Here is a 22303-nt window from a genome sequence, read left to right on the forward strand (position 1 = left end):
CGGTCACGCCATCGTGGGACGGGCCTGAGCGAACGTCCACTGGTGGCCCTCCAGGTCCTCGACTTCGTAGCAACGGTACCCGTGCTGGTGGATGTCCGAGAGGATCTTCGCGCCGTTCTCCTGACTGTGCGCGAAATGGGCGTCGAGGTCGTCGATGTACACCCAGACGCTGTGGTCCAGCTGCGCGGTGCGCTTCTCCGTGAGCTTGAAGAGCAGGATCGCGCGGGCGCCGACCTGCAGCTCGATCCAGGACGGGTCTGTGCCCTCGGCCGGGATCTTGTCCCACGAGTCCAGGCCGAAGACCGCGTGCAGCCAGCGGGCCGCGGCGGCGGGATCCTCGTAGTACAAGGCGATCGCGAGCCGGTCCAGCTCGCGTGGCGTCCGGGACGCGTGATCGCGCCGTTCGGCCCAGGCCGGGAGCCAGTGGATGACGTTCGGCCAGAAGTAGAAGGCCTTCTCGCCACCGGGGACGAGCGACTGTACGACGGTCACGCGGGTGCCGCCGTCGTACGCCTCGAAGTCGATGCGGGTCTCGGTGTCGTCGACCGAACTGCGATAGGCGAACAGCGCGCCCGGGGTCCAGTCGGTGATCCTGCCCAGCTCGAGGACATCGTCGGGCGGCGAGTACACCTCGAGGATGCGGCCGCCGACGCCGGGCTCGATCTGCATCGCGGTGGCGCGGGCGGCGTCGAAGAAGTTGATCGGGCCGCGCACCCACCACAGGTCGATCTCCTCGGTGAAGATCTCGAACGCAGTCGCCGGATCAACGGCAACCTCGACCGACGCGGTCGCGGACGGTTCAGTCATCGGACGTGCCTTTCTGCTCGACGTGGCGTTTGAAGGAGCCCAGCTGGTCGCGCCAGTGCGCCTGGACCTGGTCGAGCCAGGCCTGGACGGCGATGACGGGCTCGGGGTTGAGGCGGAAGACGCGGACCCTCGCGTCGTCCGGGACGCGCTCGTCGGCGACCAGCCCGGCCTCGAGCAGGATCCGCAGGTGCCGGCTCATCGCGGGCGACGACGCTCCGGCTGCCGCAGCTAGCTCACCGGCCCGCCGTGGCCTTTCACCCAGCAGCTGTACGACGTGCCGCCGTGTCGGATCCGCCAGTACCTCGAAGAACCGATCCACCTGATCTTCCGCCATACCGCAATAGTTCTACTATTTGTTAACTATTGTCAATTGCTGGAAGAACCCGTCGGCTGGTTGGATTGGCGGTATGAGTGAGAGAGATGTCGAGAAGGACTACTCGGTCGCCGACTTCGCGGCCAAGCTGCGGCGGCTCGCGGACGCGCTGGAGTCGGGCAAGCCGTTCCGGATCCAGGTCGCGGGCGAGCGGTTCACGGTGCCGAAGAACGCGCGGATCAGCGTCGAGCACGAGCGCGGAACGGACGAGGAGGAGGTCGAGTTCCAGTTGAAATGGGCGCTCGCCGACGCGGACCAGGAGCCCGAGGACGACGACGAGGTCTGAGCCGGGTCAGGTCGTCGCCAGGTAGCACGCGACCTGGGCAGCCGTGCCTGCGGGCAGGATCTGCAAGGGTTGCGTGCTGCACTCCGGTTTTCCGTTGCCGGCGGCGACCAGTTGGCAGCGCGGGTGGAAGCGGCAGCCGGTGGGAATGCGGGTCGGGTCCGGGGGTTCGCCGGTGAGGACGATGCGGTTCGGGGACTCGGGGAGAACGCTCAGAAGCGCTTGCGTATAAGGGTGTTGCGGGTTCTTCAGCACGTCCTCGGTGGGCCCGGACTCGACGATCCGGCCGAGGTACATGACTGCGACCCGGTCGGCGATGTTCCAGGCCAGGCCGAGGTCGTGGGTGACGACGAGCGCGGACAGCCCGAGGTCGTCACGCAACCGCAGCAGGAGCGAGAGGATCTCGCCACGGACTGAGGCGTCGAGAGACGCGACAGGCTCGTCGGCGATCAGCACCTTCGGGTCGAGCGCGAGCGCGCCGGCGATCACGACGCGTTGCCGCTGGCCACCTGACAGCTCGTGCGGAAAACGCTGGAAGAACCGTTCCGGCGGCCGCAGTCCGGCGCGGGACAGTGCCGAGGAAACCACGGATTCCTCGTCCGGCAGACCGTGGATTCGAGGGCCTTCGGCAACCGCCTCGTACACCGTGTGACGTGGGTTCAGCGAGCCCATCGGGTCCTGCAAGACGAGTTGGACCTGCCGGCGGAACGCGCGTAATGCGCGGCCGGAGTAGCTCAGCGGAGTTCCGTCGTACGAGATCTTGCCGGACGTCGGGCGCTCCAACCCGAGCAGCGTGCGCGCGAGCGTGGTCTTGCCGCAGCCGGACTCGCCGACCAGCGCGACGATCTCGCCGGCTCCGACGGACAGGTTCACGCCGTCGACGGCGCGCGCCCGCCGGCCGCCGCGACCGGAGAACTCGACCTGCAGATCAGTTGCCTCTAGCAAGAGTCACTCCCCTACCAGGACGCAGGCGGCGGTCCGGTCGGCACCGGACGCCCGCAGTTGTACGTCGGACGTCGCACAGGACTCGAGTGCGACCGGGCAGCGAGGATGGAACGCACAACCGCCCGGCAGCTGTTGTGGATCCGGCGGATCGCCGGCCAGCCCGCGCGGGGCGAGGCGGGACGCGGGATCGCCGACAGTCGGGAACGCGGCCGCCAGCGCCTGGCTGTACGGGTGCTGGAACTCCCCGGAGGAAGGGCCGACCTCGACCAGCCGCCCGGCGTACATCACGGCCAGCCGGTCGCACACGTCCGCGAGCACCGAAAGGTCGTGCGAGATCATCAGCAGCGAGATCCCGTGATCCGCGATCAAGTTGCGGATCAGGGTCAGCACTTGGGCCTGCACCATCAGGTCGAGCGCGGTCGTCGGCTCGTCGGCGATGATCAGCTGCGGCTCACAGGCCAGCGCCATGGCGATCATCACTCGTTGCCGTTGGCCACCACTCAGCTCGTGCGGGTAGCTCCGCGCGCGCCAGGCCGGTAGACCGACCTGTGCCAGCAGTTCTCGTACTCGCTTGGACGCGTCCGCGCCCGACGCCTGCCGGTGGACGAGCAGAGGTTCCGCGATCTGGTCGCCGATCCGCTGCACCGGGTTCAGCCCGTGCTGCGCACCCTGGAACACGATCGACGCCGACGACCACCGGACGGCCCGCAGCCGGCCCCACTTCATCGTCAGCACGTCCTCGCCGTCCAGCATCACCCGCCCGCCGACGACGGCGGAGCGCGGCAGGAGCCGGAGCAGCGCGAGCGCGACCGAGGACTTCCCCGATCCCGACTCCCCCGCGAGCCCGAGCGCCTCACCGGCCGCCAGCTCCAGCGAAACTCCCCGTACGGCGGGAACGTCGGAGGACTCGAGCCGGTATGTCACGGATAACTCGTCGAGCTCAAGCATGGGCACGTGTCCGCAGCCGGGGGTTGAGCACAGTCTCCAAAGCCCTTCCACACAAGGTGAACGCCATCACCACGGTCACGATGCACAGACCCGGCACGAGGATGTACCACCATGCGCCGGCGGTCGCCGCACCCCAGTCGTACGAGCCGCGCAGCATCGTTCCCCACGAGGTCTTGTTCGCACTCACGCCGAGGAACGCCAGCGTCGACTCGGTGACGATCGCACTCGCCACCTCCAGCGTCGTACTTGCCAGCAGCAACGGTGCGACGTTCGGCAGGACATGCCGCGTCGTGATGTGCCAGTGGCCCGCGCCGAGCGCCAACGAGCGTTCGATGTACGGGCGCGCCTCCACGGCTAACGTTTGCGCACGGATCAGTCGTGCCGTCGACGGCCAGGACGTCACGCCGATCGCCACGATGATCGTCGCGGTGGAACCGCCGAGGATCGCCGCCAGTACGAGCGCGGTGACCAGCGACGGGAGCACCAGGAACCAGTCGGTGACCCGCAGGATCACGGCACCGATCCAGCCCCGGAAATGCCCGGCCGCGATCCCGAGCACGGTCCCGATCACCATGCTGAGCAGTGCGGCGAGGAACCCGATCAGCAGTGAGGTCCGGGAACCCCACCAGATCATCAGCAACACCGACCGCCCCGACTCGTCCGTCCCCAACGGGTCGTCGAGACTCGGCGGCGCCATCTTCGCGCCGGTGCCGCTCACCACGTTCGTCACGCTGGAGTCGATGAAGAGCGGGGCTAGCAGTGCTAGCACTACGGCAACCGCAAGGATCACCAATCCCACGACGCCGGCCCGATGCGTGCGGAAATCCGCCCAGAACCGTCCGATCGCACGCCGTCGTCGTACCCAGGTCACGCTGCTCATGCCGACCTCACTCGCGGATCCAGCAGGTGGTAGACCACGTCCGCCAACGTGTTCATCAGGATGACCGACACCGTGATCAGCAAGAACGTCCCCTGCATCAACGTGAAGTCCGGCACCCGGATCGCCTCGTAGAACAGCTGCCCGAGCCCCGGCCAGCTGAAGATCGCCTCGACCGTCACGGCGCCCCCGACCACGAACCCGATCCGCATGAACACCAAGGTCACCGTCGGCAGCAGCGCATTCGGTACGGCGTGCTTCCGCCGTACGTCGTCATCGCGCAGACCCTTCGCCCGCGCGGTCGTGACGTAGTCCTGCCCGACCTCGTCGATGACCGAGGACCGCATCACCAGCAGGTACTGCGCGTAGACGACCGCGACCAGCGTCAGGCACGGCAGCACCATGTGCTGCCCGACATCCAGTACGCCGGCGAACCCGTCCGGCTTGTCGACGCTCGAACTCCCGCGGGTCGGGAAGATCCCCGGAATCGGGCCGATTCCGGCCGCGAACACCATCAACAGCAACAGCCCGAGCCAGAACGTCGGCACCGACCACAGCACCAGCGAGATCGCGGTCGACACCTTGTCGAACTTGCTGCCAGGCTTCCAGCCGGCCCGTGCTCCTTGCCAGAGGCCGAGGCTCACCGCGAGCACCAACGCCGTACCGGTGAGCAGCAGCGTCGACCCGATCCGTTCCCCGATCAGGTCGAGGACGGGCCGCTTGTACTCGTACGAAACCCCGAGGTCGAACCGCAGCGTCTGCCCCACGAAATGCAGGAACTGCTCGGGAATCGACTTGTCCAGCCCGAGCCTCGCACGCTCCAGGTCCAGCTGTTCCGGTGTCATGTTCCGGCCCTGCGCGAGCGCCCGGACTGGATCGCCCGGCAGCAGCCGGAACAGGAAGAACGTCGCGACGATCACCATCGCGATGCTGAGCAACGCCCCGCCCGCCTTGGTCGCCGCGTACCGCAGCAAACCATGGCGGACCGGCGTCTGCTCGAGCTCTTCGACAGCGGTCGTCATTCGCGCTCGTCGGCCGCACCGCTGCGGCGCCGCAGTACGAAGAAGCCACCGATCAGTACGACGACTACGGCCGCCGCGATTCCGGCGATCACACCACCGCCCAGGCCGCCGCTTTCCGCCGCGGCACCGTCCTTCGACACCGCCTCGAGCGTGTAGAACGGCCAGTACCCGGAACCGCCGTACAGCAGGCCCTTGTCCTCCGGGATCGGCGTGATGCTGGCGATCCGGTCCTTGCGGTAACCCTCGAGGTCGTTCGGGTAGTAGAGCGCGATCACCGGAGCGTCGGTGTAGAGCCTTTCCTCCATTTTCTTGATCGTTTCCGCGCGCTTTCCGCGGTCGAGCTCCTTCTGCTGCTCGACGTACAGGCTCTCGTAGGTCGGGTCGCAGTAGAACGACTCGGTGCCGCCGCCCTTGCCGTCGGCGCCCGGACGCCGGCTGCACAGGTGCGTGGCGAGCACCTCTTCCGGATCCGGGTTCACCGACCAGCCGCTGATCGCGATGTCGAAGAGCGCCGTCGTACCGGTCTCCTCGCTGAACTTGCTGGAGTCCAGCCGCTTGGTGGTCAGCGAGATGCCGACCTCCTTGAACCAGCCGGTCAGGTACTCGGCGAGCTTGTCCTCGATCGGGGTGTCGGTGTGGATGCTGAACCGGAACTGCAGTTTCCGCGACCCGTCCGGCATCGTCCGGACACCGTCCGGGCCCTTCTTGTACCCGGCGTCGTCGAGGATCTTGTTCGCCTTCGCGAGGTCGAACGTGACCTTCTCGGCGCCGCTCGCCTCCCAGAAGAAGTCCTTGTACAGCGGCGGAATGATCGACCCGTCGGCCGGCTTCGCCAGCCCGCCCTGGACCTCGTCGACCAGCTTCTGCTTGTCGATCGCGTAGTGCAGCGCGGTCCGCACCTTCGGGTCCTTCAGCGCCGGATGCCCGTCGCCGATCGGCTTGTCGTCGCTGGTCGTCGCGCCGTGGTTGATCTGCAGGTACGTCGCACGCCGGCCCTGCGTGTTCCACTGGACGATGTTGCTGTCGCTCTTCAGCGACTCGAAGTCCGGCGGGTTCAGCCGGCCGATCAGGTCGATGTCGCCCTTCTTCAGGCCGACGATCGAGGCCGCGGGGTTGTCGTAGAAGATGATCTGCAGCTCGTCGATCTTCGGCCGGCCGCGCCAGTAGTCCGGGTTCGCCTCCAGCCGGACGAACTGGTCCTTCTTGTGCTCCACCGCGACGTACGGTCCGCTGCCGACGGTCGGGTACACCTCGGCGTCGTACGTCGAGATGTCCTTGACCTTCTCCCAGACATGCTTGGGCATGATCGGCACCGGGTTGTCGAGCATCGACGCCTGCGGGGCCTTGAGCTTGATCGTCAGCTCCTGGCCGTTCGCGGTGACGCTCTGGAAGTTCTCCACCGCCGGCCCGTTGCCGGTCTTCGCGCCGTCGTCGGTCATCATCTTGTTGAACGTCCAGGCCGCGTCGTCGGCGGTGATCGGCTGCCCGTCCGACCACTTCGCCTGGCGGATCTTGAACGTCCAGGTCAACCCGTCCGGCGATGTCGTCCAGGACTCGGCCAGATCCGGGCTGGGTTGCAGCGTCTTCGAGTCCGGCACCGTGAGGAAGCCGTAAATCATCCGCTGGATCGACCCCGTCACCAGCCGGACGGCGAGGAACGGGTTCATCGAGTCGACCGACTGGGTCACCCCGATCTTGATGACCTTCTTCGCCGCCGGCTCGGCCGCCATCGCCGTACCGGGCACCGCCGCCAGCAAGCACAACGCCGCCAGCACCGCCAACAACTTCCTCATTGGGCCGCCCCACCTTCAGCTGGTGTTGGTGTTTGGGGACGAACCCACACCAGCAACCACCACCCTGTCAACAAGATACGAAACTTTGTCACCCCGAAGTAACCTTCTTACCGGGCCTCACCGAAATCCGAGGGACAGAACAAGCGCGCACAGGTAGCCTCACGAAGTCATGGAGACATCCGAACTCAGGCGGGCGATCGCGGCGGCGACTTCGATTGCCGGATCGCTTGGTTTGCCGGCGGACGACGTGATCGTTCTCCACAACTCGAACAAGCTGGCGCTGCGGCTGACGCCGTACGACGTCTTTGCCCGCGTCGCCCCGGTGGGGGAAGAGGCTGCAGAATTCGAAATCGAGCTCGCGCAACGGCTCGCTGACGTCGGATCACCGGTGGCCGCCTTGGAGCCGCGGGTGGAACCGCTCGTGTACACGCGCGACGGCTTCGCAGTGACGCTGTGGACCTACTACGAGCCCGTGACACCTGCCGTCTCACCAGCCGACTTCGCCAAGGCGCTGGAGCAGCTGCACGCAGGTATGCGCAAGGTTGAGATGGCGAGCCCGCACTTCTCGGATCGAATCGCCGAGGCAGAAGCGATCGCCGCCGACCCGAACCTGTCGCCGGAACTCCCCGACGCAGACCGCGTGTTCCTCGGTGACAGGCTTCGAAGCCTGCACCGGGCGATCGACGACCGCGGCGCCGACGAGCAACTGCTCCACGGCGAGCCGCATCCGGGCAATGTGCTCAGTACGACGTACGGCCCGTTGTTCATCGACTTCGAGACCTGCTGCCGTGGACCGGTCGAGTTCGATCTCGCCCACGTGCCCGAGGCGGTCTGCGAGCACTACCCAGGCGTTGACCAAGAACTGCTGGACGACTGCCGGCAACTCGTGCTCGCGATGGTCGCAGCGTGGCGCTGGGACATCGGCGACCAGTTCCCGAACGGGAGGCAATGGGGAGAGGAATTCCTGCGCACCCTGCGCGAGGGCCCTCCCTGGCCAACCCTCAACACCATGGCCACCCGCCTGGACGCCCAGTAGAACCCGACACCTCCTGTCCACGCGCACACCCCGCCAGTCGCGCGGCCCGGCTGCATCCCAGTCCCTTCTCGCAGTTGGTCGACGTATGGGGTTGACTACACGATCGTGTAGTAGTTTGCTTTTGTGTGTAGGGAGAGGAGTTGGGATGGAGCGGCCGGTGGATGACTTGACGGCGCGGGCCCGGATTCGGGATGCGGCGATTCGGTTGTTCGGGGAGCGGGGGATCGAGGGGGCCTCGATCCGGGACATCGCGGCGGAGGCGGGGGTTTCGTCGGGGCTGGTGCGGCATCACTTCGGGTCGAAGGAGTCGTTGCGGGAGGCGTGTGACCGGTACGCGAAGGAGCGGATGCTCCAGATCGGCGCCGAGCTCACGAAGGACCACGACCTCACAGGGCTCGATCCGCTCGCGATGCATCCGGTGGCGTTCCCGCTGCAGCTCTACCTGGTGCGTTCGATGATGGACGGTTCGGAGACCGCGACCGCGCTCTTTCTCGAAGGGGTCGACGCGGTCGAGGAGTGGACCACCAGTTTCGGCATCAACCCCAAGGACCGGCGCGGGTACGCCGCCGCGCTGGCCGCGATCAAGTTGAGCGTGTTCGTGTTCCGCGACCAGGTCTCGAAGGCGCTCGGCGAGGACATCACCACGCTCGAGGGCTACAACCGGATCGGGCAGGCCCTGATGGAGGTCTTCACGATCCCGCTGCTTACTCAGGAACAAATCGACAACATGCGGAAACAGGAGAAGTGATCATGCCGGCTGCGATCAGCACGGAAGGTCTGGTCAAGCGGTTCGGGCGTACGCACGCCCTGGACGGTCTCGACCTCACGGTGCGAACCGGTGAGGTGCATGGGTTCCTCGGCCCGAACGGCGCGGGGAAGACCACCACGATTCGCATTCTGCTCGGAATGACCCGCGCGGACGAAGGAAAAGCTGTCGTCCTGGACGGCGACCCCTGGTCGGACGCGACCGAGCTGCACCGCCGGCTCGCGTACGTGCCGGGTGACGTGACGCTGTGGCCGAACCTGTCCGGCGGCGAGGCGATCGACCTGCTCGGCCGGATGCGCGGCGGCGTGGACAAGAAGCGGAAGGCCGAGCTGCTGGAGCGGTTCGACCTCGATCCGCGGAAGAAGGCGCGCGCGTACTCGAAGGGCAACCGGCAGAAGGTCGCACTGGTCGCCGCGTTCGCGTCCGACGTCGAGCTCCTTCTCCTCGACGAGCCGACGAGCGGCCTGGATCCGTTGATGGAGGAGGTCTTCCGCGAGGTCGTGCAGGAGATCAGCGACCGCGACGGCCGGACGGTACTGCTGTCCAGCCACATCCTGTCCGAGGTCGAGGCGCTGTGTGATCGCGTCACGATCATCCGGGCCGGCCGCGCCGTCGAGAGCGGCACGCTGAACGAGCTGCGCCACCTCACCCGTACGTCGATCCAGGCCGAGCTCGTCGGCCCGATGGACGGTCTCGCGCAGTTGACCGGCGTCCACGACCTCAAAACGATCGACGGGCGGGTCCAGTTCGACGTCGACACGGACGAGATCAACCCGGTACTGCGGCGGTTGACGGAGATCGGCGTACGGAGTCTCGTGAGCCAGCCGCCGTCGCTGGAGGAGCTGTTCCTGCGGCTGTACGAACCCGAGGCCGTGAAATGAAGAGCCTCGCGGGGACGGGCGGCCTGATCCGGCTGATTCTGCGTCGCGACCGGATCGTCCTGCCGCTGTGGATCGTGCTGCTCGTGGCGATCTCGGTGAGCTACGTGCAGGAGTACGGCGACCTGTTCCCGACGCCGGAGTCGCGGGTCAAGTACGCGAGCAACGCCGGCTTCATCACCTTGTACGGCGAACTTTCCGGGCCGAGCCTCGGTGAGTTCGTCACCTGGCGACTCGGATTCGTACCGGTGATGGTCGGTCTGATCAGCCTGCTCACGGTGATCCGGCACACCCGCGTCGAGGAGGAGTCCGGCCGCCGTGAATTGCTCGGGGCAACCGTCGTCGGCCGGCACGCGCAGCTCGCGGCAGCCCTCGCCACGATCCTGGGCGCGAATCTCGTACTTGCCGTACTGCTTGCCCTCGGCATGCACAGCCAGGACCTGCCGCTGTCCGGATCGGTTGCCATCGGCATCGTGTACGCCGGCACCGGCTGGCTCTTCGCAGCAGTCGGCGCCGTGGCGGCGCAACTGACCGCGAGCGCCGGAACAGCACGCGGCATCGCGATCGGCGTACTCGGTGGAGCCTATGTACTGCGGGCAGCCGGCGACACCAGTGCGCACACGGACGGCCCACTCGCGTGGTTGTCGTACCTGTCCCCGATCGCCTGGGCCCAGCGGATCCACCCGTACGCCGACAACCGTTGGTGGCTTGCCATCGTGATCCTCGCAGTGACCGTACTGCTCGTGGTCACAGCCGTAAGTCTCGCCGTACGACGGGACGTCGGCGCCGGCCTGCTACCCGACCGGCTCGGCCCCGCGGACGGCACCATGGGCTCGCCGCTCGCGCTGGCGTGGCGTCTGCACCGCGGACTGCTCGCCGCGTGGACAATCGGATTCGCCTTGCTGGGGTTGCTTTTCGGCGGTGTCGCCGAGGGCGTCGGCGACATGATGCGTGACGACCCGAGCATCCAGGAGATGTTCCAGCGGATGGGCGGCGCGGCCGGGTTGATCGACTCGTTCCTGGCCGGTGTGATGATGCTCGTCGGCCTGATCGCGTCGGCGTACGCCGTGCAGGCCACCCTCAGGATGCGCGTCGAGGAGAGCAGCGGACGGGCCGAGCCGGTGCTGGCGACCGCCACGAGTCGCTGGCAGTGGGCCGCGAGCCACCTCGTGTTCAGCCTGCTCGGTCCGGCCGTCGCGCTGCTCGCAGCGGGTGTCGCCGAAGGACTGGCGTACGGCGTGGCGATCGGCGATGTGGGTGGACAGCTGCCCCGACTGATCGGCGCGTCGCTCGCTCAGTTGCCGGCCGTGTGGGTGCTGGCCGCGATCGCGATCGCGATCTTCGGGTTCTTCCCGCACGCCTCGATGGCATCGTGGGCAGGACCAACGGTGTGCATCCTGATCGGGCTGGTGAGCGCCGGGGTGAGCACAGCCGGCTGGATCCGCGACATTTCGCCGTTCACCCATCTCCCGTCGCTCCCGGGCGGTTCGGTGTCGGCCGGTCCGTTGATCGTCCTGCTCGCGATCGCGCTCGTCGTGGGCCTCGCCGGTCTGGTCGGGCTACGCCGGAGGGACCTGCCGGCGTAGAGCGACGATCTCAGTGGCGGGCGTTGCGCGACCAGCTGAAGCAGTACGCGCCGAAGGCCGCGAATCCGACCGCCAGCACGGCCAGCAGCACCGGACCGAACGGCTGCCCCTTGATCGTGCGCAGCGCGGTATCGAGACCGCCGGCCTTCTGCGGGTCGTAGTCGATCGCCGCCCACCCGAACAGCACACCGACCACGACGTACGCGATCCCCTTGGCGCCGTACCCGATCCGCCCCAGCAGCATGGTCGTGTCCGAGACACCGCCGACCAGGTCCTCGGTGAACTTCTTCGTGATCGCCTTGTAGACGAGGTAACCCCCGATAGCGACGATCGCGACACCGATGGCGACGACCAGGCCCCGGCCCCCGGCGTGGGCCATCAGCCGTGCAGAAACCGTACGCCCGCTGCTCGAGCTTCCGGATCCGACCGCGACCTTCACCGCGCTGACCCCCAGCACGAGGTACGCGATCGCGTGGCCGACCGAGGTCACCTTCTTGGGCAGGTCCAGATGCCCCCAAGCGACCTGCAGAACCCGCCACACGACCAGTGCGAACAGTCCGATCGCGACGATCCACAAAAGCACGGCACCGTACGGTTTGCTGGACAGTTCCTGCAGAGCGCCTTGCTGCGAGGCCTCGTGCGACGACTTGCCGAATGCGAGTTGCAGGGCGATCCAGGCAATCAGCAGGTGTACGACGCCGTACGCGACCAGGCCGGTCTTGATCGCAACGTCGTACGTCCTGCTGTGGCGGACTTCATGAGCTGTAGTCACACCTTGACAAGTGCCCAGGAGGAAACGGTCAGGCGGAGACGGGTGCGGTGGCCTCGCGGTCCGATTCGTCGATGTCGCCGTACTCTCCGTGACGGTTGGCCCGGCGGCCGAGGGTCCAGACGTAGGTGAAGAACGCCAGCTCGGCGAGGATGCCGATAGCGATGCGGACCGGGCCGGGCAGGAACGGTGTGACGAAGGCTTCGATCAGGCCGGTGACCAGGAGGACCGCGGCGAGGCCGATCGCCATACCGACGGTGGCGCGGCCGGTCTGGGCGACGGACTGCATGCGGGTTCGCGGCCCCGGTACGACCCAGGACCAGCCGAGCCGCAGTCCGGCCGCGGTCGCGACGAACACCGCAGTCAGCTCGAGCAGACCGTGCGGAGTGATCAGGCTGAAGAACAGACCGCCCTTGTCGTGGCTGATCATCAGCCCGGCACTGAGGCCGAGGTTGAGCGCGTTGTCCCAGAGGATGAAGACGGACGGGATCAGCAGGATGCCGAGCGCGAGTACGGCGGCACTGATCGTCGCGTTGTTGATCCAGACACGGAGTGCGAAGTCCTGTGCGGGGTTCTCCGAGTAGTACGACTCGAAGTCGTGCTCGACGAGCTGCTTGATCTGGTCCGGCGTAGCGATCGAGTCCACCACCTCCGGGTGCGCCAGCACCCGCCAAGCGGCCCAGGCCGCGACCAGGTAGAAGAGCAGCCCGATGGTGACCCACCAGCGTCTGGACGCGTAGAGCGCGGCCGGGAAGCTGACCAGGAAGTACTTCGAGATGTCACGCCAAACCGGCGCATGCGCACCCGTCACGGCACCACGCGCGTCAGCGATCAGCCCGGACAGGCGACCGATCGAGACTGGGTCCGCTCCGGCGGCTCGCAACGCGGCCAGGTGAGTGCCAACGCGCTGGTAGAGCACTACGAGCTCTTCGGCCTCAGCACCGGACAGGCGGCGCTGGCGACGGGTCAGGTAGGCCAGGCGGTCCCACTGCGGCTGGTGCACCGAAACAAACGCTTCTACGTCCACTGCCACACCTCCTCCACCCGACTGGTGGCAGACTAACCGGACCGAGTGTCTACCGTGTCTATCAGGGGAGGGGGCGGCGAGGTGTCGCAGCTGGTCACCGGCGAAGCAGTCGTCCTCCAGGTGCGGATCGCCAGGATGCCGACGCGGGCGCTGGCGTGTGCGATCGACATGGTGCTGCAGGGCATCGTCCTGACCGTGCTGATCGCGTTGCTGGCCGGCTTCCTGTTCGGGAGCGAGTCGAGTGAGGCGCTGGCGGTCGCACTGATCTTCATCGTCGTACTGCTCGTCGTGGTCGGCTACCGGGTCGTGATGGAGACGCTCACCCGGGGGCGGACGCTGGGCAAGATGGTGCTCGGGCTGAAGGTGGTGCGCGACGACGGCAGCTCGATCCGGTTCCGGCACGCGCTGGTGCGGACGTTGATGTGGTTCTTCGTCGACTTCGCGCCGTGGTTCGCGGCCAGCCCCGGGATCGTGGCGAGCCTGATGAACAAGCAGGGCAAGCGGATCGGGGACATGGTCGCCGGTACGGTCGTCATTCGCGAGCGACACCAGTCGATGGCGTCGCCGCCGCTGTTCGTCCCCGGCCACCTGGTCCAGTGGGCGCAATCGCTCGAACTGTCCCGGCTGTCCGACGAGCTGGCCAACGCGGCCCGCGACTACCTCGCCCGGTACGCCGAGCTCCTCCCCGGCGCGCAACACGCCCTCGGCGAGGCACTGGCCGCCCGTGTAGCCGCCGTCATCGCACCCGCACCGCCGACCCAGATCATCGCGCCCGCCTACCTCTCCGCCGTACTCGCCGAACGCCGCCGCCGCGAACTCGCCCGCCTCTCCACCCAACGCCCCACCCAAACCGGCCCCTTCGCCCCCAACCCGTACGCCGTCCCCGCGCCGACCCTGCCGACGCCCGCCGGCGCCCCGTCGTACGCGATCCCCACCGGCCCGTTCGCTCCGCCCAGCCCGTACGGCGTCCTCCCAGCAGCTCCCCCGCCACCAGGCCCGTTCGCCCCACCCCCACCACGCACCGACCCCCGCCCAGCCACCATCAACCCCGAAGGCTGGGCCGCACCAGGCAGCAACGAGTCGTCCCAGTGGTCCTGACCGCATGACCGACGAACAGATGACCGGCCGCAGCTACCTCCACGTCCGCCGCCGCTCCAACTGGCCGGCTTCGCCCCGTCCGACACCGAGGTCGTCGGCGACTTCACCCGCGCTCCCTTCGGCCCCGAACACCACCAAACGATGGCCTTCCTGGCCACCCGCCGAGACTGACGGCCACAGGAACCTGCACGCACGCAAAACCCCCTCCGAACGGCCATTTCCGACCGTTGGGAGGGGGTTGTGCCTGCGTGGGCGTCCGCTCAGTAGCGGTTCAGTAGCGGTATGCCTCAGCCTTGTACGGGCCCTCGACCGGAACGCCCAAGTACGCGGACTGCTCCTTGGTCAGTTCGGTGAGCTTGACGCCGAGGGCGTCGAGGTGGAGGCGGGCGACCATCTCGTCGAGGTGCTTCGGCAGCACGTACACCTCGGTCGGGTAGTCGGCGGTCTTCACGAACAGCTCGATCTGCGCCAGCACCTGGTTGGTGAACGAGTTCGACATCACGAACGACGGGTGCCCGGTGGCGTTGCCGAGGTTCAGCAGCCGGCCCTCGGACAGCACGATGATCGTGTGGCCGTCCGGGAACCGGAACTCGTCGACCTGCGGCTTGATGTTGACCCGCTCGACACCGGCGGTCTTGTACAGCCCGGCCATGTCGATCTCGTTGTCGAAGTGGCCGATGTTGCCGACGATCGCCTGGTGCTTCATCGCCGCCATGTGGTCGGCGGTGATGACGTCCTTGTTGCCGGTGGTGGTGACGAAGATGTCGGCGATCCCGACCACGTCGTCCACGGTCGTCACCTGGTACCCGTCCATCGCCGCCTGCAGCGCGCAGATCGGGTCGATCTCGGTGACGATCACCCGGGCGCCCTGGCCGCGCAGCGACTCGGCGCAGCCCTTGCCGACGTCGCCGTACCCGCAGACGACCGCGACCTTGCCGCCGATCAGTACGTCGGTGGCGCGGTTGATCCCGTCGATCAGCGAGTGCCGGCAGCCGTACTTGTTGTCGAACTTCGACTTGGTCACCGAGTCGTTGACGTTGATCGCCGGGAACAGCAGCGCGCCGGCCTTGTGCATCTCGTACAACCGGTGCACGCCGGTGGTGGTCTCCTCGGTGACCCCCTTGATGCCCTGACCGATGGCGGTCCACCTCTGCGGGTCCTCGGTCAGCGTGCGGGTCAGCAGCGTGAGGACCACGGCGTACTCCTCGGAGTCCGCGGTCGACGGGTCCGGTACGGCGCCCGCCTTCTCGAACTCGGTGCCCTTGTGCACGAGCATCGTGGCGTCGCCGCCGTCGTCGAGGATCATGTTCGGACCCTCGGCACCCGGCCAGTTCAGCGCCTGCTCGGTGCACCACCAGTACTCCTCCAGCGTCTCGCCCTTCCAGGCGAAGACGGGGACACCGGCGGGGGCCTCGGGCGTACCGTCGCGGCCTACGACGACCGCGGCGGCAGCGTGGTCCTGCGTGGAGAAGATGTTGCACGAGACCCAGCGCACCTCGGCCCCGAGCGCTGTCAGCGTCTCGATCAGCACCGCGGTCTGGATCGTCATGTGCAGCGAGCCCATGATCCGCGCGCCGGCCAGCGGCTTGCTCTCGCCGTACTGCGCGCGCATCGCCATCAGGCCGGGCATCTCGTGCTCGGCCAGCCGGATCTCCTTGCGCCCGAACTCGGCCAGGCCGAGGTCCGCCACCTTGTAGTCGAAGGTCATGCCGCTCCCCTGAAGACTGTGATTTCTTACCGACCTGAGCCTAGAGGGCCGAGCCACGCGGTTTGATCGCTCCAGGCGCATTTTTGACACCGAAATGTCAGGATTGATGCTATGCGCATCACCGAGGCCGCTCGCCAACTGGGTACCACTCCGCGCATGCTGCGCTACCGGGAGGCACTCGGGCTGCTCCCCCGCTCCCGTTCCGAACACACGGCGCAGCGCCAGTACGACGAACGCGACCTGGCCGCCGTCCAACTGGCGCTCGATCTCGAACGCCGGTACGACGTGACGCCGGCCGCGCTCGCCTTCGCCCTGAGAGCGCTCGCAGAACCGTCCGTGGCCGCCGACATCCGCAACCTCGGCTACCGCACCGGCCGCCTCACCGCCCCACCCACCCAGGCGCAGATCGACCGCGACCGCGCGCTCAGATGGCTGGGACGTTCCGGCGTACTCCCACCCAAACCCCGCTGACCTCCGAGGCCTTCGGCTTGCCTGATTCCACGGGCGCGAATCGGGGTACCGAAGTGTCACGCTCCGCCGATTCCGGAGCGGTGCTGCCCCGGTCCCCGGCGCACTCAGACGGAGTACTTGCGGGGTGTCGATCATGGCTACAACGGCAGTTCCGGACGATGCGGTGTCCGGCGAGTTCCAAGCCGTCGGCGGACGGCTCGAGCGAGCACTCATCTGGGTGTTCATCGTCGTGCCCACTCTCGCGCTGCTGCCGGGGATGTTCTTCGCCTGGGGCGGATGGATCGGCTGGCACGACATCGTCCTGCTGGTCGTGTTCTACGTGATCACCACCACCGGCATCGGCGCCGGCTACCACCGCGGCCTCACCCACGGTTCCTTCAAGAGCAAGCGTGGTCTCAAGATCGCACTCGCGATCGCCGGCAGCCTGGCTCTCGAGGGGCCTGCCATCCGCTGGGTGGCCGACCACCGCAAGCATCACAAGTTCTCCGACCGCGAGGGAGATCCACACTCGCCCTGGCGCTACGGCACCTCGGCCTGGGCGGTGACCAAGGGATTCGTTTTCGCCCATGCCGGGTGGGTGCTCTGGGGTTCGGATCGCGCCGACCCCAAGCACTACGCGCCGGACCTCCTGCGCGACCGCGACCTGGCCGCGATCTCACGACGTTTCCGTAGCCTCGCCGCGATCTCCCTGCTGGCGCCGGCGATCATCGGCGGGCTGTGGGACAGGTCGTGGCACGGCGCCGCCACCGGATTCTTCTGGGGCACACTGGTCCGCGTCGCCCTGATGCACCACGTCACGTTCTCGATCAACTCGATCTGTCACGTCACCGGCAAGAAACCGTTCGACGCCCGCGACAGGTCGGGCAACGTCTGGTGGCTCGCCATCCTCAGCCAGGGCGAGTCATGGCACAACCTGCACCACGCCGACCCCACGTGCGCACGTCACGGCGTACTCAAGGGACAGATCGACGTGAATGCCTGGATCATCAAGCGATTCGAACAGCTCGGCTGGGCGTACGACGTCAGATGGCCCGACCAGGACCGCCTCGAGAGGAAACGTACCGCAGCACCCTGACAGCCGGTGTCAATGCGAGGGTGCTTCCGGTACGGCGGGGCGTTCGTCGGGGACGTGGTTTTCGACGTAGACGTCGGGCTCGAGGTAGATGTGGACTGCCATCGGCTCGGCGGCTCGGACGGCGCGTTCGGCTGCGTCGATGGTCTCGGCGACCACGGCCGCGTCGGTGGTCGGCTCGACGCCGAGCTTCGCGGCGACCAGGACCTCCTCGGGGCCGAGGTGCAGGGTCTTGATGTGGATCAGGCGCTGCACACCCGGGGTGTTCTCGATCGCGGAGACGATCTTCTGCTGCGCCTCGCGGGTCGCGGACTCCCCCAGCAGCAGCGACTTCATCTCGATCGCCAGGAAGATCGCGACGCAGACCAGCAGCGCGCCGATCGCCATCGAACCCAGGCCGTCGAACACACCGTTGCCAGTGACAAGCGTCAGTACGACGCCGATCAGCGCCAGCACCAGACCGGCGAGCGCCGCGAAGTCCTCGAGCAGGATGACCGGCAGCTCCGGGGCCCGCGCGTTCCGCACGAACCGCACCCAGGACACGTGCCCGCGGACCTTGTTCGCCTCGACGATCGCGGTCCGGAACGACAGGCTCTCCATCACGATTGCGACGACCAGCACCGCGACCGGAACCCACTTCCAGTGGTCGATGCCGTGCGGGTCGTGCACCTTGTGGTAGCCCTCGTACAGCGCGAACAGACCACCCACGCTGAACAGCACGATCGACACGATGAACGAATAGACGTACCGCTCCCGGCCGAATCCGAACTGGTGCAGCTCGTCGGCCGCCCGCTTGGCCCGCTGGCCGCCGACCAGCAGCAGCACCTGGTTGCCCGCGTCGGCGAGCGAGTGGATCGCCTCGGCCAGCATCGACGCCGACTGGGTCAGCGCCCAGGCGGCGAACTTGGTGACCGCGATCCCGGTGTTCGCCAGCAAAGCCGCGACAACGGCCTTGTTTCCGCCACCAGCCATGGTGTTCAGGTCCTCCGAAAAGTCAGTGCCGTGGAATCAGCGTGCGGACACGACGAACGCCGTGCCGGAACCACGCAGGCTACAGGGTCCTTCGGTTCCCGAGGCGAACGCCGACTGCCCTGCGGACAACTTCACAGCAGATTCTTTGCCGACAGCATCGACTGTCCCGTCGACGCAGCAGATGATCCGCGGCCCGGCGCCGTCCACCGTCCGCTCGTCGCCGTCCAGGTCGACCCGCCGTACGGCGAAGTACGGGCAGCCTGTCTCGTAGACCCCGTCCGTGGTCGCGGTGAGTACCGGGTCGGCGAGCGGCTCGAAGTCCACCACCGAAACCAGCTCCGGTACGTCGACGTGCTTGCTCGTCAGCCCGCCGCGCAGCACGTTGTCCGAGTTCGCCATCACCTCGAACCCGAGCCCCCGCAGGTACGCGTGCACGTTCCCGGCCGGCAGGTACACGGCATCGAACCGCTGCAACCGCACCCGGTTCAGGAGCAGGGCAGCGAGTACGCCGGGATCGTCCGGGAAATCCGCGCACAGCCGGGAGATCGTCTCGCGTTCCAACGCGAACGCCTCACCGGTGTAGGTGTCGACCGCGAACCCCAGGGCGGCGACCAGCGGACGGATCGCGTCCCGGTCACGGCTCATGAAATCGGTGAACGCCTCGCGCAGCTTGCCGTTCCGCAGCAGGTCCGTCAGGTCGCCGAAGCCGGCCGGTCCCAGGGCATCCAGCAGCGCGACCGTGCTCTCCAGCGGCCGGAAACCGACCAGTGCGTCGAACGGCTCGAGCGCGATCAGGATCTCCGGCTTCGGCCAGGCGTCCTTGTAGTTCCGGTCCGCGGCGTCCCGGGGAATCCCGGCCGCCTCGTCCCGCGCGTACCCGTCGATCGCCTGGTCCCGGGACGGGTGCGCCTGGATCGACAACGGCTGCGCGGCGGCGAGCAGCTTCGCGAGGAACGGGAACCGGCCCTCGAACCGTTCGGCCGTGTCCGCGCCCAGCACCGCGGCCGGGTCGGCGGACACCACGTCGTACAAGGTGTCACCGTTCGGCAGCACCGACGGGGCGGACTCGTGCGCGCCCATCCACAGCTCGGCCTGCGGCTCGCCGTCCGGCTGCACCCCGAGGAGCTCGGGGAGGGCGGTCGGCGAACCCCACGCGTAGTCGCGGATCGTGTTCTGGAGCGGGACTACCACGCTGGGTCCTCCGAAGGGATCCCCGGCTCGCCCGGGTCGTCGTCGGTCGCCGTACCGTAGCGGCCGAGGCCGATCCCGAGGTACGCCGCGGCGTACCGGCCGTGCTGGGTCAGGGCGGCGTACCGGGCGATGTCTGTGCCGTCGGCCTGCGTCACCGTGTGCACGCGGACGTCGTGCGCGTGCGCCTTCTGCTCCAGCTTGCGGCGCTGCTCGGCGACACCCGAGTCCTCCACGCCGTCGTCCAGGATGATCAGAGCCGGCCGCAGCTCCTCCGCCTTGTCGAACGGGTCCGCGAACAGGTCCCGCGGCGGCTGGTTGAGCACCGGCAGCAGGTGACCGGCGTCAGCGGCCAGAGCCGGCCGACCGCTTGCCAACCGCAGTGCTTCGACCACACGCCGCGCGGCCCGCGCTCCAAGCACCGAGCCGCCCCACACCAGCGGCAACGCGTCCGCGAGCACCAGCGCGAGGTCCTTGGCCTGGTTGGAGGCCACGTCCTTGTTCGGCGAGCACTCGATCGCCACCTCGTCCAGCATCGAGGCGACGGCCTTGTGGTCCACCTCCGGCCCCAGGTCCATCTGGTGCAGCGCCTGCAGTACGGCGACCGCGGACGCCAGCTGGTCGTCGGACTGGGACGGCAGCCGGATCGCGTGCCGCAGACCGGCCGAGGCGATCGCCACAGGCGAGTCCTCCGGCGCGGCCACCATCAGCCCGCAACCACGCCGTACCGCTTCACCTGCGGCCGACACCGCGTCGAGGTCCTCGGAAGCACCCGCGAGTACGACGACCAGGTCGAGCGGACCTGCCCAGCCGGGCAGCCCCGGACCGGGCCAGGCGAGGAACGGAACCGGGCAGACCGGCTCCAGCACGGCCCGGACCAGCCGGGCGTCCCGGCCGGCCGCCACGACTGCGCGGGGACGGAAACCGTCCGACTCCAGTTTGGACAGCACGTCCTCGGACGCTTCCAGCTCGGCGCGGACCCGGGCGCCGGCCATCGCGAGCCGTCGTAGCAGGTGGTCCGCCGCGTGGAGTGCGGCCGGGTCGTCCAGCCGGGTGTCGTCGAAGACGCTCATCAGCTCGGTGTCAGCTCTCTGTCGCCGCTGGTTCCCTGGTGTCCCGGGCCTCGTCGATCAGCAGCACCGGGATGTCGTCACGCACCGGGTACGCCAGCCCGCAGGCGGCGTTGGTGCAGATCAGCTCGTTCGCCTCGTCGTCCACGCGGAACTCCGAGCGGCACTTCGGGCAGACCAGGATGCTCAGCAGGTCCGGGTCCAGATTGACTGCCATTCAGTTCTCCCTATGCACCAGTGATCAGGGCCAGTACTTCGTCGCGGACGCGTTCCATCTCCGGCCGGTCCGCCGCCTCGACGTTCAGCCGCAGCAACGGCTCCGTGTTCGACGCACGGACGTTGAACCACCACTGTCCCGCCGACACAGTCAACCCGTCCAGATGGTCGACGGTCACGCCGTCGACGCCAGAATACGTATCTTCGATCGCCGCGACGGTCGCCGCCGCGTCCACGACCTTGTTGTTGATCTCGCCGGACGCGACGTACCGCTCGTACTCGGCGAACAGCTCGCTGGCCGGCTTGTCCTGCTCGCCCAGCGCGGCCAGCACGTGCAGCGCCGCCAGCATGCCGGTGTCGGCGCGCCAGAAGTCGCGGAAGTAGTAGTGCGCGGAGTGCTCGCCGCCGAACACCGCGTCGGTCTCGGCCATCCTCTGCTTGATGTACGAGTGGCCGACGCGCGCGCGGACCGGCGTACCGCCGTGCTCGGTGATCAGCTCCGGGACGGCCTTCGAGGTGATCAGGTTGTGGATGACGGCCGAACCGGGGTGCTTCGCGAGCTCCCGGACGGCGACCGCGCCGGTGATCGCACTCGGTGAGATCGGGTCGCCCTTCTCGTCCACCACGAAGCAGCGGTCCGCGTCGCCGTCGAACGCGAGGCCGAGGTCGGCGCCGGTCTCGCGGACCTTGGCCTGCAGGTCGACCAGGTTCTTCGGGTCGAGCGGGTTGGCCTCGTGGTTCGGGAAGCTGCCGTCGAGCTCGAAGTACATCGGGACGATCGTCACCGGGCCCTCGGCGAAGACGGCCGGGACGGTGTGGCCGCCCATGCCGTTGCCGGCGTCGACGACCACGGTGAGCGGCCGGATGCCGCTCAGGTCGACCAGGTGGTGCAGGTGGTCGGCGTACGCGGTCAGCAGGTCCTTGTGGGTGACGTGGCCCGGTGCGGACCCGGTCGCCGGGCCCTCGGTCAGGGCCTTGGCGACCAGGTCGGCGATGTCGCGCAGCCCCGAGTCGGAGCCGACCGGGGCAGCGCCCGCGCGGCACATCTTGATGCCGTTGTACTGCGCCGGGTTGTGGCTGGCGGTGAACATCGCGCCGGGCAGATCGAGCCGCCCGGACGCGAAGTACAGCTGGTCGGTGGACGCGAGGCCGATGTCGATCACGTCCGCGCCGGTGCTGGCCACACCCTCGGCGAACGCCGCTGCCAGCGCCGGGCTGGACGGCCGCATGTCGTACCCGACGACGACCGCGCCAGGCCCGCCGAGCACGTCCAGGACCTCGACGAACGCAGCCCCGGTCGCCCGGGCCACCGACTCGTCCAACTGGTCCGGCACAACCCCCCGGACGTCATAAGCCTTGAAGATCCCCGCAACATCAACCATGCACGGACCCTATCCG

General features: G+C 68.0%; 23 protein-coding genes. 8 read left to right on the plus strand and 15 right to left on the minus strand.

Annotation, left to right across the window (positions count from 1 at the left end; all coding sequences use genetic code 11):
• Positions 1 to 3 precede the first annotated feature (3 nt).
• Together ACLJOO_RS29705 and ACLJOO_RS29710 are read right to left on the minus strand one after the other, a co-directional pair.
• Positions 4 to 807 (minus strand): VOC family protein, encoded by an 804-nt coding sequence (locus tag ACLJOO_RS29705; protein WP_410790754.1) that lies wholly within the window; start codon positions 805 to 807, stop codon positions 4 to 6.
• Entirely contained in the window at positions 800 to 1141 is a 342-nt protein-coding gene (locus ACLJOO_RS29710; RefSeq protein ID WP_410790756.1) for an ArsR/SmtB family transcription factor, read from the minus strand. The genes ACLJOO_RS29705 and ACLJOO_RS29710 overlap by 8 nt, the downstream gene beginning before the upstream one ends.
• Before the next feature lie 73 nt (positions 1142 to 1214).
• Here ACLJOO_RS29710 and ACLJOO_RS29715 point away from each other — a divergent pair, with 73 nt between their 5' ends.
• Complete coding sequence (locus ACLJOO_RS29715; protein ID WP_410790758.1) at positions 1215 to 1466, plus strand: amphi-Trp domain-containing protein; 252 nt, start codon at positions 1215 to 1217, stop codon at positions 1464 to 1466.
• A gap of 6 nt (positions 1467 to 1472) precedes the next feature.
• On the opposite strand, the gene ACLJOO_RS29720 is transcribed toward ACLJOO_RS29715, so the two are convergent.
• The 5 genes from ACLJOO_RS29720 to ACLJOO_RS29740 are packed head-to-tail and all read right to left on the minus strand — an operon-like array spanning position 1473 to position 7048.
• Positions 1473 to 2408, minus strand: a complete 936-nt coding sequence (locus ACLJOO_RS29720) for an ABC transporter ATP-binding protein (RefSeq protein ID WP_410790759.1) — start codon at positions 2406 to 2408, stop codon at positions 1473 to 1475.
• Between the two features lie 3 nt (positions 2409 to 2411).
• A complete protein-coding gene (locus tag ACLJOO_RS29725) occupies positions 2412 to 3332 on the minus strand; it encodes an ABC transporter ATP-binding protein (RefSeq protein WP_410790760.1) in 921 nt (306 codons plus the stop codon).
• 16 nt (positions 3333 to 3348) lie between these two features.
• Positions 3349 to 4236, minus strand: a complete 888-nt coding sequence (locus tag ACLJOO_RS29730; RefSeq protein WP_410790761.1) for an ABC transporter permease — start codon at positions 4234 to 4236, stop codon at positions 3349 to 3351.
• The gene (locus ACLJOO_RS29735; protein ID WP_410790762.1) at positions 4233 to 5255 is read right to left on the minus strand and encodes an ABC transporter permease; all 1023 of its coding nucleotides are present in this window, start codon (positions 5253 to 5255) and stop codon (positions 4233 to 4235) included. Before ACLJOO_RS29735 ends, ACLJOO_RS29730 begins: the two co-directional genes overlap by 4 nt.
• Positions 5252 to 7048 carry an ABC transporter substrate-binding protein gene (locus ACLJOO_RS29740; RefSeq protein WP_410790763.1) on the minus strand — a complete coding sequence of 599 codons (1797 nt, stop codon included), beginning with the start codon at positions 7046 to 7048 and terminating at the stop codon, positions 5252 to 5254. Before ACLJOO_RS29740 ends, ACLJOO_RS29735 begins: the two co-directional genes overlap by 4 nt.
• A gap of 169 nt (positions 7049 to 7217) precedes the next feature.
• On the opposite strand from ACLJOO_RS29740, the gene ACLJOO_RS29745 reads away from it, so the two are divergent.
• The 4 genes from ACLJOO_RS29745 (at position 7218) to ACLJOO_RS29760 (ending at position 11314) form a co-directional block, all read left to right on the plus strand.
• On the plus strand, positions 7218 to 8084 hold the full coding sequence (locus tag ACLJOO_RS29745) for a phosphotransferase (RefSeq protein WP_410790764.1): 867 nt from the start codon (positions 7218 to 7220) through the stop codon (positions 8082 to 8084).
• Positions 8085 to 8241: 157 nt separating this feature from the next.
• Positions 8242 to 8832 carry a TetR/AcrR family transcriptional regulator gene (locus ACLJOO_RS29750; protein WP_410790765.1) on the plus strand — a complete coding sequence of 197 codons (591 nt, stop codon included), beginning with the start codon at positions 8242 to 8244 and terminating at the stop codon, positions 8830 to 8832.
• Between the two features lie 2 nt (positions 8833 to 8834).
• Positions 8835 to 9731, plus strand: coding sequence for an ATP-binding cassette domain-containing protein (locus tag ACLJOO_RS29755; RefSeq protein ID WP_410790767.1), 897 nt, complete (start codon positions 8835 to 8837; stop codon positions 9729 to 9731).
• Entirely contained in the window at positions 9728 to 11314 is a 1587-nt protein-coding gene (locus ACLJOO_RS29760) for an ABC transporter permease (protein WP_410790768.1), read from the plus strand. Before ACLJOO_RS29755 ends, ACLJOO_RS29760 begins: the two co-directional genes overlap by 4 nt.
• Positions 11315 to 11324: 10 nt before the next feature.
• Here the strand turns inward: ACLJOO_RS29760 and ACLJOO_RS29765 are convergent, their stop codons facing one another.
• Positions 11325 to 12086 carry a DUF1206 domain-containing protein gene (locus ACLJOO_RS29765; RefSeq protein ID WP_410790770.1) on the minus strand — a complete coding sequence of 254 codons (762 nt, stop codon included), beginning with the start codon at positions 12084 to 12086 and terminating at the stop codon, positions 11325 to 11327.
• Positions 12087 to 12114: 28 nt separating this feature from the next.
• Positions 12115 to 13110, minus strand: coding sequence for a stage II sporulation protein M (locus tag ACLJOO_RS29770; protein ID WP_410790771.1), 996 nt, complete (start codon positions 13108 to 13110; stop codon positions 12115 to 12117).
• 81 nt (positions 13111 to 13191) lie between these two features.
• Between ACLJOO_RS29770 and ACLJOO_RS29775 the strand changes: the two genes are divergently transcribed.
• Positions 13192 to 14208, plus strand: coding sequence for an RDD family protein (locus ACLJOO_RS29775; RefSeq protein WP_410790773.1), 1017 nt, complete (start codon positions 13192 to 13194; stop codon positions 14206 to 14208).
• 271 nt (positions 14209 to 14479) lie between these two features.
• Here ACLJOO_RS29775 and ahcY read toward each other — a convergent pair whose 3' ends face one another.
• Positions 14480 to 15916, minus strand: coding sequence for an adenosylhomocysteinase (gene ahcY, locus ACLJOO_RS29780; RefSeq protein ID WP_410790774.1), 1437 nt, complete (start codon positions 15914 to 15916; stop codon positions 14480 to 14482).
• A 111-nt stretch (positions 15917 to 16027) separates the two neighbouring features.
• Here ahcY and ACLJOO_RS29785 point away from each other — a divergent pair, with 111 nt between their 5' ends.
• Together ACLJOO_RS29785 and ACLJOO_RS29790 are read left to right on the plus strand one after the other, a co-directional pair.
• Positions 16028 to 16387: a MerR family transcriptional regulator gene (locus ACLJOO_RS29785; RefSeq protein ID WP_130382469.1), complete on the plus strand. Its 360-nt coding sequence runs from the start codon at positions 16028 to 16030 to the stop codon at positions 16385 to 16387.
• Positions 16388 to 16520: 133 nt separating this feature from the next.
• Entirely contained in the window at positions 16521 to 17462 is a 942-nt protein-coding gene (locus tag ACLJOO_RS29790) for an acyl-CoA desaturase (RefSeq protein WP_410790775.1), read from the plus strand.
• Between the two features lie 9 nt (positions 17463 to 17471).
• Here the strand turns inward: ACLJOO_RS29790 and ACLJOO_RS29795 are convergent, their stop codons facing one another.
• The 5 genes from ACLJOO_RS29795 to ACLJOO_RS29815 are packed head-to-tail and all read right to left on the minus strand — an operon-like array spanning position 17472 to position 22287.
• A complete protein-coding gene (locus tag ACLJOO_RS29795) occupies positions 17472 to 18431 on the minus strand; it encodes a cation diffusion facilitator family transporter (RefSeq protein WP_410790776.1) in 960 nt (319 codons plus the stop codon).
• Positions 18432 to 18467: 36 nt separating this feature from the next.
• The gene (gene manA, locus ACLJOO_RS29800; protein WP_410790777.1) at positions 18468 to 19622 is read right to left on the minus strand and encodes a mannose-6-phosphate isomerase, class I; all 1155 of its coding nucleotides are present in this window, start codon (positions 19620 to 19622) and stop codon (positions 18468 to 18470) included.
• Positions 19616 to 20692, minus strand: coding sequence for an SIS domain-containing protein (locus tag ACLJOO_RS29805; protein WP_410790778.1), 1077 nt, complete (start codon positions 20690 to 20692; stop codon positions 19616 to 19618). Before ACLJOO_RS29805 ends, manA begins: the two co-directional genes overlap by 7 nt.
• 10 nt (positions 20693 to 20702) lie before the next feature.
• A complete protein-coding gene (locus tag ACLJOO_RS29810; RefSeq protein ID WP_131460142.1) occupies positions 20703 to 20906 on the minus strand; it encodes a Trm112 family protein in 204 nt (67 codons plus the stop codon).
• Positions 20907 to 20916: 10 nt separating this feature from the next.
• Positions 20917 to 22287 (minus strand): phosphomannomutase/phosphoglucomutase, encoded by a 1371-nt coding sequence (locus ACLJOO_RS29815; RefSeq protein WP_410790779.1) that lies wholly within the window; start codon positions 22285 to 22287, stop codon positions 20917 to 20919.
• Between the last annotated feature and the right edge of the window lie 16 nt (positions 22288 to 22303).

The sequence above is a fragment of the Kribbella sp. C-35 genome, assembly GCF_046549195.1.
Classification (GTDB): domain Bacteria; phylum Actinomycetota; class Actinomycetes; order Propionibacteriales; family Kribbellaceae; genus Kribbella.